This is a genomic window from Trueperella sp. HMSC08B05, from assembly GCF_001808405.1.
GTDB lineage: Bacteria > Actinomycetota > Actinomycetes > Actinomycetales > Actinomycetaceae > Trueperella > Trueperella bernardiae.
In genome coordinates this window covers 51,243-62,514 of sequence record NZ_KV793232.1, presented here as the reverse complement: position 1 = coordinate 62,514, position 11,272 = coordinate 51,243, and the positions used below count along the sequence as shown (strand labels likewise).

Genomic DNA, 11,272 nt, shown 5'->3' with positions numbered 1-11,272 from the left:
TTGGAGACAGAAAACTTCAAGTAGAACTTGAAGTTCGGAAGGAAGATACATGTACGCTCTGAACAACTCTGCAAGCATCAAGGTTGTCGGGGTCGGCGGAGGCGGCGTCAACGCTGTCGATCGCATGATCCAGGACGGCCTTGCCGGCGTCGATTTCATCGCCGTCAACACCGACAGCCAGTCCCTGGCCAAGTCCGAGGCCGAAACCAAGATTGATATCGGCCGCGACGTGTCGAACGGCCTGGGTGCCGGCGCTGACCCCACGGTGGGAAAGCGCGCTGCCGAGGAGAACCTCGACGTCGTCGTCTCCACCCTTGAGGGCGCGGATATGGTCTTCGTCACCGCCGGCGAGGGCGGCGGAACCGGCACCGGCGCCGCTCCCGTCATCGCGCGTGCCGCCCGCGAGCAGGGCGCGCTCACCGTGGGCGTGGTCACCCGCCCGTTCTCCTTTGAGGGCCTCCAGCGCTCCCGCAACGCTAACGACGGCATCCGAGAGCTTCGCGACGCCGTCGACACCCTGATCGTCATCCCCAACGATCGCCTGCTTGAGGTGACCGAGGAGGACCTGTCGATCATCGAGGCCTACCGCCTGGCGGACGAGGTGCTCCAGAACGGCGTGAAGGGCATCTCCGACCTCATCACCATGCCGGGCGTGGTCAACGTCGATTTTGCGGACGTGAAGACCATCATGAAGGACGCCGGCACCGCGATCATGGGCATCGGCACCGCCAATGGCCCGGACCGCGCGCTGCGCGCCACCGAGAACGCAATCTCCTCCCCACTGCTGGAGGCCCGTATCGACGGCGCTCACGGCGTGCTCCTCGCCTTCACCTCCTCTACCGACCTGGGCCTGCGCGAGCAGTCCGAGGCGGCGCAGATGGTCAAGGAGGCCGTGGACCCGAACGCGAACATCATCATCGGCATCATCGTGGACGAGTCGCTGGGCGACGACGTGCGCGTGACCGTGATCGCCGCTGGTTTCGACGAGGCCGACGACGTGCTACTCGACACCCCGGCCGCCCCGGCGGCTCCCGTTCAGCAGGCCGCCACGTCCGCCCCGGCTGTCCCGACCGTGCCGCCCGCCACCGAGGAGCGCACCCCGGGCCAGGCCTACCAGCAGGAGGAGCCGGTGCAGACGGCCCACCGCCCGGCGGTCAGCGGCACCCCGCTTGAGGTGCCCGTGGTTGAGGAGCCGAAGCGCCAGCGCCCGGACCTCGACATCCCGCCCTTCCTGTTCGGCGACGAATAGTTTCTTCCTCCAACCTATTCCCCGGCGCGCGAATGTGCGCCGGGGATTTTTTGGCAAAATGAGAGGGTGTCTTCTTCCATGATTGACTGGTTCGAGGGCCCGCTGCCGCCTGGCGTGAGGGCCGGTTTCACCACGGTTCACGGCGGGTCGTCGACGGGCGAGTACGCCTCGCTCAACTTGGGAATACACGTGGGGGACAACCCGGTTCATGTCCACGCCAACCGCCTGGCACTGGGCCATTACATCGGCCAGGAGATCACGTGGATGGACCAGGTCCACGGGTCCCGCATCGTCGACGCCCTCGACGCGCGGTTGCGCTTCGGTTGGCTCGAGGTGGGTGAGGCCGACGCGATCGCCCTTGGCAAGGGGCAGGTGGGCGCCGTCATGGTGGCCGACTGCGTGCCGCTCATCCTCGTCGAGGAAAGCGGACAACGCGGCGCCGTGGTGCACGTGGGGCGCGCGGGGCTCGACCTCGGCGTCGGCCCGTCCGCAGTTGCCGACCTCGAGGGGGAGGTCATCGCGATCCTCGGCCCGTCGATCTGCGGGCGCTGCTACGAGGTCTCGGAGGAACTGGCCGAGGAGGTCGGTGGGAGGTGGCCGGAAAGTCTCGCCACGACGTCGTCGGGAACACCCTCGCTCGACATCCCCGCGGGCCTGGAGGCCCAGCTGCGCGCGTGCGGTGTACGCCAGATTTACCGCTCGGACGTGTGCACGTACGAATCCGCCGACCATTTTTCACACCGCCGCGCCACGCACGCCGGAACCCAGACGGGCCGCTTCGCCGGTGTGCTTCAGATCTTGCGACACGCCCGTGACGCTCACGGAAATCCCGGTTTTCTCTAATAGTTTAGAGTCAGCCAATGCGAGAGAGGTGCACCCATGGGTCTGTTTGACAAGATTGCAGCGAAGGCCATGCCGGAGGACGAGTACGACGACGTCGATTACGACGAGTACGAAGACTACCCGGAGGATGAGGACTACGAAAGCGTGAGCCCGATCCGCCCGGTCTCCCAGGCTCCCGAAGTAGCGCGCATCGTCACCGTGTGGGTCTCTAGCTTCCGCGACGCCGCCGATTTCGCGCTCGAGTTCCGCAACGGTCTGCCGGTGGTGCTCAACCTGTCCGAGGCCGCCGATGACGAGCGCAAGCGCATCGTGGACTTCGCCTACGGCCTCACCTTCGGCCTCGAGGGCTCCTTCAACTCCATCTCCGAGGACGTCTTCCTTCTGACCCCGAAGTCGGTCAAGATCGACTCCTACGGCACTGAAGCCCCGCGCGCCTTCTCCTGATGACGATCTTTGGGCTAGTCCTGTTCTGGGCGTGCCAGCTCTACATCCTCGTCCTCATCGGGCGTGTTGTGCTGGATTTCGTCCAGATTCTCTCGCGGGATTGGTATCCCTCGGGAGCGTTGGTGGTCCTCGCCAACCTTATCTACAAGCTGACTGACCCTCCGCTGAAGCTCCTGGCGAAGTTCATTCCCCCGCTCAACCTCGGCGGGGTCAGCCTCGACCTGGGCTTCATCGTGCTGTTCATTGCTGTCCAGGTGATCCAGCGCTTCGCCTACCTGCTCTAGGATCCGCGCGGTAGCGAGAGTGGGACGTGGGCTTTCGCTCGGGTGCTAGGGCCGAAAACTGTGACGTGTTAAACGGTTGAGGCGCGCGGGTAGTCGATTAATCGTTATGTATAAGGGGCGCAGGTCTAGTAGTCTAAGCCGAGACGAGGGTTTATACCGCGGGTATGCCCTCCGCAACAATTCTTTATTGATCACGAGGTGAAGAACATGGCTCAGCTAACCGAGCACGATGTCGTCAATATGCGCTTCAATGAACCCCAGCGCGCCGAGGATGGCTTCGATAAGGATCAGGTCGATTTCTTCCTCGACGAGGTCGCCGAAACGATCGCGGCCCTGACGAAGGAGAAGGCTGAGCTCGAGGCCCAGCTGCAGACAGCGAAGGCTCGCATCACGGAGCTCGAGAACCAGCTTGGCCTTGCCACCCCGCAGTCCGATCAGGCCGCGCCGTCGGACGCCACCTCCACCGCCCAGTTCGCCCAGGTTGACCAGCCGGTGAACGAGGTCACGGACGCCACCTCGATGCTCGCTCTGGCCCAGCGTCTTCACGACGAGCACGTGGCTAACGGCAAGGCCGAGGAGGAGCGCATCATCTCCGAGGCGAACGCCGAGCGCACCCGCATCATCACCGAAGCGGAGGACATCCACAACCGCACGCTCACCAAGCTGGAGGAGGAGCGCTCCCTGCTCGAGCGCAAGATCTCCGAGCTGCGTGAGTTCGAGCGTGACTACCGCACGCGCCTGCGCAGCTACCTCGAGTCGCTGCTGCAGAACGTTGAGATGCAGGGTAACCAGTAACTCGTTTTTCGGGGGAGGAGGGCGCGGCTGTGTCCTCCTCTTCTTGTTTGTGAGATGAAGAAATCCCTTCCCTTTATTCTTGGCCTTCTCACCATTGCGATCGACCAGCTGGTCAAGCAGTGGGCACTCGGCGCACTCGGCGGCGGGGAACGCATTGAGCTCCTCGGCTCCTTCCTGTCGCTGCGCCTCGTGTTCAATTCAGGAGCCGCGTTCTCGCTTGGCAACTCGATGACGTGGGTGATCACGGCGATCGCCGCGGTGGTGAGCGTGGGCCTGCCCGTGGTCATCGCGCGCTCGGCGCAGGTGCCGGCGATCATCCTCGGCTTTGTCTGGGGCGGCGCCGTGGGCAACTTGATCGACCGGCTCTTCCGGGAGCCAGGATTCCCCAGCGGGCACGTGGTGGACATGATCGATTACAACGGCTACTTCGTGGGCAACGTGGCCGACATCGCGCTGGTGGTGGGCGTGGTGGCCCTCCTCGCCTACGAATTCGGACGCACCCCGGAGAAAACCCAGTGAACACCTACCTCGTTCCCGACGGGCTGGCCGGCGGCCGCGTCGATGCCACCCTTGCCACGATGACCGGGCTCTCGCGGGCCAAGTGCGCAGAGCTCGTGGAGCGCGGGGACGTGTTGCTCGACGGTGCCCGCCCTAAGAACTCGACCAAGGTGGGCCCGGGTAGTGTGCTCGAGGTGGAACTGCCGGTTGAGGAGCCGCTCGTGCGCGAGACGCCGGTGGCGGGCATGGGCGTGATCTTCGAGGACGAGGACATCATCGTAGTGGACAAGCCCGCGGGGGTGGCCGCCCATGCCTCCCAGAACTTCGAGGGGCCCAACGTGCTGGGCGCACTGCTCGCCTCGGGGGTGCGGCTGACGACGTCGGGCCCACAAGAGCGCCAGGGGATCGTGCACCGGCTGGACGTAGGCACGTCGGGGGCCATGGTGGTGGCCAAGTCCGAGCGGGCCTATTCGGGGCTCAAGCACGCGTTCCGGGAGCGGACGGTCACGAAGGTTTACCACGCGCTCATCCAAGGCCACCCCGATCCCATGTCGGGCACGGTGGAGGCGCCGATCGGGCGCGACATGCGCCATCAGTGGAAGATGGGCGTGCGCGCGGACGGCAAGCATGCGATCACGCACTACGACGTGATCGAGGCGATGCCCGGGGCCTCGCTCGTGGAGGTTCACCTGGAGACGGGGCGCACGCACCAGATCCGCGTGCACATGTCCGCCATCAAGCACCCGTGCCTGGGCGATGTCATGTACGGCGCGGATCCGGTGCAGGCCGAGCGGCTCGGGTTGGAGCGGCAGTGGCTGCACGCCGTCAAGCTCGGCTTCGAGCATCCAACCACAGGGCATTACATCGAGTTCGAGTCGCCGTACGCGGAGGATCTGGCCCGGGCGCTCACGACCGTGCGTGAGGGATACGGCCTGCCGTGAGGGTCTGGCAGGTGACCACCCGCGAGGAGCTCGAGCGCTGCTTCGCGATCCGGATGGCCGTGTTCGTCGACGAGCAGCACGTGGAGGCGGCCAACGAGATCGACGCGCTCGATTTCGCTCCGCCCACCCGCCACGTCCTGGCTGAGGTGGGCGGGCACGACGCCGGCACTGCCCGGCTCTTGATCGACGAGGCCGGGCACGTGCACGTGGGCCGCGTGGCGGTCCATTCTTGGGCCCGCGGCACCGGGGTGGGCCGTGCGCTGATGAACGCGATGCACGAGCTGGCGCTTGATGTGGCGGGTGACGACGTTCGCGTGGAGCTGTCGGCCCAGGAGAGCGCGATGGGTTTCTACGCAAGCCTGGGCTACGGCGTCGTGAACCGGGAGCGCTACCTGGACGAGGGGATCTGGCACCAGGACATGGTCCTCACACTGCGACGCGCCGAGGCCCAGTAGAATTGCGGGCGGCGGTGCGGTTAGGTGGGATCACATCGGGCTCCGAGAACTTTGCCGGAGGCCCTCGCTAGACTGAATCCCATGGCTAAGAACTTCGCGCACCTTCACGTCCACACCGATTACTCGCTACTCGATGGAGCGGCGAAGATCGGGCGCCTGGTCAAGGAAGTGGCGGCGCTTGGCCAGCCTGCCGTGGCGATTACCGACCACGGGAATCTGCACGGCGCCTACGAACTGTACAAGGCGGCAAACGGTGCGGGGATCAAGCCAATCATCGGGCTGGAGGCTTACATGACGCCGGGCACCTCCCGCCACGATAAGACACGCGTATTTTGGGGCACGGAAGCCCAGCGGAAGGACGACGTGTCGGCGCGTGGCTCCTACACGCACATGACGCTGCTGGCGGAGACCACGGAGGGCATGCACAACCTGTTCCGCATGCAGTCCCTCGCCTCGATCGAGGGCACGCTCGGCAAGGCTGCGCGCATCGATAGGGAGCTGCTGGAGAAATACCATCACGGGCTCATCGGCACGGCGGGATGCCCGTCGGGGGAGATCCAGACCAGGCTGAGGCTGGGCCAGTTTGACGAGGCGCTGAAGGCTGCGGGCGAGTTCCAGGACATCTTCGGCAAGGAGAACTTCTACTTCGAGCTCATGGACCACGGCCTGGATATCGAACGCCGGGTTAAGGACGATCTGCTGGCGATCGCGCGCCAGATCGGGGCGCCCCTGCTGGCCACGAACGATTCGCACTACGTCACCCAGGATCAGTCCACGGTGCAGGACGCGATGCTCGCCCTGAACTCGGGCTCCACGCTCATGGATCCGGACCGCTTCCGCTTCGAGGGTACGGGCTACTACATCCGTAGCTCGGAGGACATGTGGAATTCTTTCGGCCACCTCGAGGGCGCGTGCGAGAACACGCTGGAGATCGTGGAGCGCTGCAACGTCCACTTCGACACCACGGCCGACGGCGTGAACTACATGCCCAAGTTCCCGGTGCCGAGCGGGGAAGATGAGAAGTCGTGGTTCGTGCGGGAGGTCAATGACGGGCTGCACCGCCGCTACGGGGATGTCATCCCGGATGACGTGCGCAAGCGCGCGGACTACGAAATGGACGTCATCTTGCAGATGGACTTCCCCGGCTACTTCTTGGTGGTCTCGGATTACATCCGCTGGGCGCGGCGGCACGGGATCCGCGTGGGCCCGGGGCGCGGATCGGGTGCGGGATCGATGGTGGCCTACGCACTCGAAATCACCCAGCTCGATCCGATCAAGCACGATCTGCTCTTTGAGAGGTTCTTGAACCCGGAGCGCATCTCCATGCCCGATCTCGATATCGACTTCGACGATAGCCGGCGGGACGAGGTGATCGAGTACGTGGAGGACAAGTACGGCAAGGACAAGGTCTCCCAGGTGGTCACGTTCGGCACGATCAAGGCCAAGCAGTCGCTCAAGGATGCCTCTCGCGTGCTCGGCTACCCGTTCGAGATGGGCGATCGGCTCACCAAGGCGATGCCGCCGTCGGTGATGGGCAAGGACATCCCGGTCAATGACTTGTTCAACAAGGATCACCCGCGGTATGCGGAGGCGGGGGAGATCCGCGAACTGATTGACAACGATCCGGACTGCAAGAAGGTCTATGACCTGGCCTGTGGCCTGGAGGGAATGACTAGGCAGACGGGCATGCACGCCTGCGCCGTCATCATGTCCTCCAAGCCCCTGACCGATGTCATTCCGGTCATGATGCGCCAGCAGGACGGCGCGATCCTCACCCAGTTCGAATACCCTGAGTGCGAGGAACTGGGCCTGATCAAGATGGACTTCCTCGGCCTGTCGAACCTCACGGTGATCGAGGCGGCCCTGGCAAACATCCGGGTCAACGGAAAGGATGCCCCGGATATTGACGCGATCCCGCTGGATGATCCGAAGACGTACGAGCTGCTGGCTCGCGGCGACACGCTCGGCATTTTCCAGCTCGATGGCGCCGGCATGCGCACGCTGCTTCGCCAGATGAAGATGGACAGCTTCGCCGACATCTCGGCCGTCTCCGCCCTCTACCGCCCGGGCCCGATGGGCGCGAACTCGCACACGAACTACGCCCTGCGCAAGAACGGGCTGCAGGAAAAGACGCCGATCCACCCGGAGCTGGAGGAGGCCCTCGAAGACATCCTGGGCGTTACCCACGGCCTCATCGTGTTCCAGGAGCAGGTGATGCGTATCGCCCAGAAGCTGGCGGGCTTCACGCTGGGCCAGGCAGATATTTTGCGTAAGGCGATGGGCAAGAAGAAGGCCGAGGTGCTCCAGCAGCAGTTCGCCAGCTTCTCCCAAGGTATGCGGGACAACGGGTTCTCTCAGGAGTCGATCGACACCCTGTGGGACATCCTGTTGCCCTTCTCCTCCTACGCCTTCAACAAGTCGCATTCGGAGGCCTATGCGCTGGTGTCCTACCAGACGGCCTACCTCAAGTCCCATTTCCCGGCCGAATTCATGGCGGCCCTGCTCACCTCGAAGATGTCGGATAAGACGAAGGTGGCCACGTATCTCGCTGAATGCCGGCGCATGGGCATCAAGGTGCAGGTGCCGGACGTCAACAGTTCGCTGGCCGACTACACGGCGGTCGGCGATGAGATCCGCGTGGGCCTGCGGGCCGTACGCAACGTGGGCGCGAACGTAGTGGACGGCATCATCAAGGCGCGCGAGGAGAAGGGGCCCTTCACCTCGTTCCAGGACTTCCTGGACAAGATCCCGCTGTCGGCCTGCAACAAGCGCTCGATCGAGTGCCTGATCAAGGCGGGTGGCTTTGACTCGCTGGGGGAGTGCCGCCGGGCGCTCGTGGCGATCGTGGAGGAGGCGATCGATGCGGTCATCCCGGTCAAGCGCAACGAGGCGGCCGGCCAGTTCGATCTCTTCGGAGACCTGGGGGTTGGCGGTAGCGACGGGTTCGACGTGGCGATCCCTGACATCCCCGAATGGGACAAGCGCGAAAAGCTCAACTTCGAGCGGGAGATGCTCGGCCTGTATGTCTCGGACCACCCGCTATCGGGCATGGAGAACTTCCTCAACCGCGCCGCGGACACCACGGTGGTTGACCTGCTCGAATCAGACAACGTGCGTGACGGGCAGATGGTGACGATCGCGGGCCTCATATCCGCCGTTCAAACGAAGATCACGAAGAAGTCGGGCAAGGCGTGGGCGATCGCCACGATCGAGGACCGCACCGGCCCGATCGACGTCAACTTCTTCCCGGCCACCTATCAGCAGGTGTCTTCGATCCTGATCCCGGACGCGGTAGTCATCGTAGAGGCCCGGGCCCAGATCGAAGATGAGGGGCCGGTCAAGCTGTCTGCCAGGACGATGACCTTGCCGCCGGCGGGCGAAATCGAGCTGGACCACCCGATCGACATCAAGATCGACGAGCGGGCGTGTAGCGCGGTGAAAATGGATCAGCTGGCGGAGATCCTTGCCCGCTATCCGGGCCAGTCGCCGGTGCGTCTACACGTGTGGTGTGCCGCGCCGAACAAGACCGTGGTGGCCGAGGTTGCGAGCAACTTCTGGGTCTCCCCGGAGCCGTCGCTCTACACGGAGCTCAAGGTGCTACTCGGGCGGGACTGCGTGGTGTAGTTAGCCTTCGATCACCTTGGCGCGGTAGCCGCCGGCCTCGACCACGTCGCCAGCGGCGAGCTTGTGGGCGCGGCGGGTCTCCACCTGTCCGTTGACTGCAACCTCGCCGGCGGCGATGAGTTCGCTGGCGTGCCCGCCGGTTTCGGCAAGGTTGGCGAGCTTGAGGAACTGGCTGAGCTTAATCGGCAGGCGTACGGGTATTTCTTCCATGACTCTATTGTCTCACGGGCACGGCCCGAAGCCGGCCAGGGCTACGCCGCGGTGGGCGTGTTGCGGGTGCGCCGCCACACGAGGGCGAGGGCGGCGACGAGGAGGGCGAGCAGGGCCCAGGGTGAGCCCGTGGCCGCGCGGAAGGCGGCGGACCACACGGCCCAGCCGATCGTGGTGTAGATGAGGGCCCAGGCGATCGCGCCCGGGATGCTCGCAATGGAGTAGCGCAGCCAGGGCATGGCGATGACCCCGGCGGAGAGCTGGATGAGAGTCTGGAGGCCTACCGTGACGAAGGAGAACGGGATCATCGGCCACCCGCGCCGGCGAAGTGCCGCGATCGCGTTCTGGGTGGAATCGGCGTGGATGCGGTTGTACATCCGCACGCGCCAGCCGCCGTGCGGCCGGCCCCGCTTCATGATGAAGGACCCCATGTAGCGGCCGAGCCAGTAGATCGCCTGCGAGCGGGAAAACGCGCCGAAAAGGAAAAAGAGGTACACGAAAGCCACCGGCCCGCTCCGGACGAATTCGGCGATCGCGTCAATAAGTCCCACCAGGCCTACACTACGCGACACTCAGGGAAAAAGGAAAGTGTTAGCTGGCAGCGTCTTCCGCGCAATTAGCGCATAGGCCATAGATTTCGATGTCATGCGAAATGTCGGTGAAGCCGTGTTCCTTAGCGACACCCTTGGTTAGGTCCTCGAGCTGGGGGATGAAAAGCTCAACCGTGCGCCCGCAGCTGCGGCACAGGAGGTGATGGTGGTGGCCGTCGTCCTTGCAGTGGCGGAAGAGCTGGACGTCGGTGCCTTCCTGGCGTAGCACGTCCACGCTTCCCTGCTCGGCGAGTGCCTGAAGGTTGCGGTAGACGGTGGCCAGCCCCACCTTCTCGCCGCGTTCGAGCAACAGCTCATGGATGCGCTGGGCGGGCAGGAATTCTTCCGTCTCTTCCAGCAAGGTGGCGATCGCGTTGCGCTGCCTAGTCATTCTCATGGGGAACCTCCGCCTCTATCCTAGCGTAGCGGCGCGGTGTCGCAGTCAACGTTGACCTTGACGTCGGGAGCGTGGTGGGGGTGCGGGTGGCGGTGCACATCGCGCTTGAGGGCCCGCATGACGAGGGGGCGCAACGCGACGACGATCGCGTACAGGCCCACCGCGAGCACGACGATGGTGGCGCCGGGGGACCAGGGCTTGACGTAGGTGATGACGAGGCCGGCGACTGCCACGACCACCCCAATGGCCATAGCGGCCCGCATCGTGGTTTTGAACGAGCGGGAGAGCGTCTGGGCGATCGCCACCGGGATCACCATGAGTGCCGAGACGAGGAGCGCTCCCACGATCCGCATGGCCAGGGCCACGGTGAGAGCCGCCGTGACGGAGATGAGGATCGACAGCAGGCCGGTGGGCAGGCCCGACGCGCGAGCGAACTCCTCGTCGTGGCACAACGCGAAGAGCGCGGGGCGCAACCCGATCCCGACGGCGAGGATGACGATGGTCAGTCCGATCGTGAGGTAGGTGTCGGTCCTGGTGACGGTGGAGATGGAGCCGAAGAGGTAGGCGTTGAGGTTCGACGTCGTGCCCCCGGCGATGCCGATAAGGAGCACGCCGCCGGCGATGCCGCCGTAGAAGAGCATGGCGAGGGCGACGTCGCCCGAGGCGTGGCCGTGGGTGCGCATCCACTCGATGAGGAGGACGCCGACCACCGAGGCGATGATCGCGCCGGGGACGGCCCAGGCATCTTTGTCGATGGCGCCGGCGGCGCTGGCCGCGAGCCAGCCGAGGGCCACACCGGTCAGAGCCACGTGGCCGATCCCGTCCCCGAGTAGGGTGAGGCGTCGCTGGACGAGGTAGGTGCCGACCACCGGGGCGGCGAGCCCCACCAGGACCGCGACGATGAGGGCGCGCTGCATGAAGGTGGAGGAGAGCATGTCGACA

General features: G+C 64.9%; 13 protein-coding genes. 9 read left to right on the top strand and 4 right to left on the bottom strand.

Annotation, left to right across the window (positions count from 1 at the left end):
• Positions 1–49 precede the first annotated feature (49 nt).
• From ftsZ to dnaE, 9 genes are all read left to right on the top strand, one after another.
• Positions 50–1,249: a cell division protein FtsZ gene (ftsZ, locus tag HMPREF3167_RS02725; protein ID WP_062612188.1), complete on the top strand. Its 1,200-nt coding sequence runs from the start codon at positions 50–52 to the stop codon at positions 1,247–1,249.
• A 66-nt stretch (positions 1,250–1,315) separates the two neighbouring features.
• On the top strand, positions 1,316–2,092 hold the full coding sequence (locus HMPREF3167_RS02720; protein ID WP_143601938.1) for a purine nucleoside phosphorylase YfiH/LACC1 family protein: 777 nt from the start codon (positions 1,316–1,318) through the stop codon (positions 2,090–2,092).
• Between the two features lie 36 nt (positions 2,093–2,128).
• Positions 2,129–2,536, top strand: a complete 408-nt coding sequence (locus HMPREF3167_RS02715) for a cell division protein SepF (protein ID WP_062612191.1) — start codon at positions 2,129–2,131, stop codon at positions 2,534–2,536.
• Positions 2,536–2,820 (top strand): YggT family protein, encoded by a 285-nt coding sequence (locus HMPREF3167_RS02710; protein WP_070445370.1) that lies wholly within the window; start codon positions 2,536–2,538, stop codon positions 2,818–2,820. Before HMPREF3167_RS02715 ends, HMPREF3167_RS02710 begins: the two co-directional genes overlap by 1 nt.
• Positions 2,821–3,027: 207 nt before the next feature.
• Positions 3,028–3,615: a DivIVA domain-containing protein gene (locus tag HMPREF3167_RS02705; RefSeq protein WP_062612681.1), complete on the top strand. Its 588-nt coding sequence runs from the start codon at positions 3,028–3,030 to the stop codon at positions 3,613–3,615.
• A gap of 54 nt (positions 3,616–3,669) precedes the next feature.
• Positions 3,670–4,134: a signal peptidase II gene (gene lspA / locus HMPREF3167_RS02700; RefSeq protein ID WP_062612195.1), complete on the top strand. Its 465-nt coding sequence runs from the start codon at positions 3,670–3,672 to the stop codon at positions 4,132–4,134.
• 59 nt (positions 4,135–4,193) lie between these two features.
• Entirely contained in the window at positions 4,194–5,054 is an 861-nt protein-coding gene (locus HMPREF3167_RS02695; protein WP_371258051.1) for an RluA family pseudouridine synthase, read from the top strand.
• A complete protein-coding gene (locus HMPREF3167_RS02690; RefSeq protein ID WP_201783125.1) occupies positions 5,051–5,509 on the top strand; it encodes a GNAT family N-acetyltransferase in 459 nt (152 codons plus the stop codon). Before HMPREF3167_RS02695 ends, HMPREF3167_RS02690 begins: the two co-directional genes overlap by 4 nt.
• An 81-nt stretch (positions 5,510–5,590) precedes the next feature.
• A complete protein-coding gene (gene dnaE, locus HMPREF3167_RS02685; RefSeq protein WP_068538388.1) occupies positions 5,591–9,133 on the top strand; it encodes a DNA polymerase III subunit alpha in 3,543 nt (1,180 codons plus the stop codon).
• On the opposite strand, the gene HMPREF3167_RS02680 is transcribed toward dnaE, so the two are convergent.
• Genes HMPREF3167_RS02680 through HMPREF3167_RS02665 form a run of 4 tightly spaced genes read right to left on the bottom strand, consistent with a single transcriptional unit; the run spans position 9,134 to position 11,265 of the window.
• Positions 9,134–9,343 carry an RNA-binding S4 domain-containing protein gene (locus HMPREF3167_RS02680; protein WP_068538387.1) on the bottom strand — a complete coding sequence of 70 codons (210 nt, stop codon included), beginning with the start codon at positions 9,341–9,343 and terminating at the stop codon, positions 9,134–9,136.
• Between the two features lie 41 nt (positions 9,344–9,384).
• A complete protein-coding gene (locus HMPREF3167_RS02675) occupies positions 9,385–9,915 on the bottom strand; it encodes a DedA family protein (RefSeq protein ID WP_083200503.1) in 531 nt (176 codons plus the stop codon).
• Between the two features lie 19 nt (positions 9,916–9,934).
• Positions 9,935–10,324, bottom strand: coding sequence for a Fur family transcriptional regulator (locus HMPREF3167_RS02670; protein WP_306467460.1), 390 nt, complete (start codon positions 10,322–10,324; stop codon positions 9,935–9,937).
• Between the two features lie 26 nt (positions 10,325–10,350).
• A complete protein-coding gene (locus tag HMPREF3167_RS02665; protein ID WP_062612683.1) occupies positions 10,351–11,265 on the bottom strand; it encodes a metal ABC transporter permease in 915 nt (304 codons plus the stop codon).
• Between the last annotated feature and the right edge of the window lie 7 nt (positions 11,266–11,272).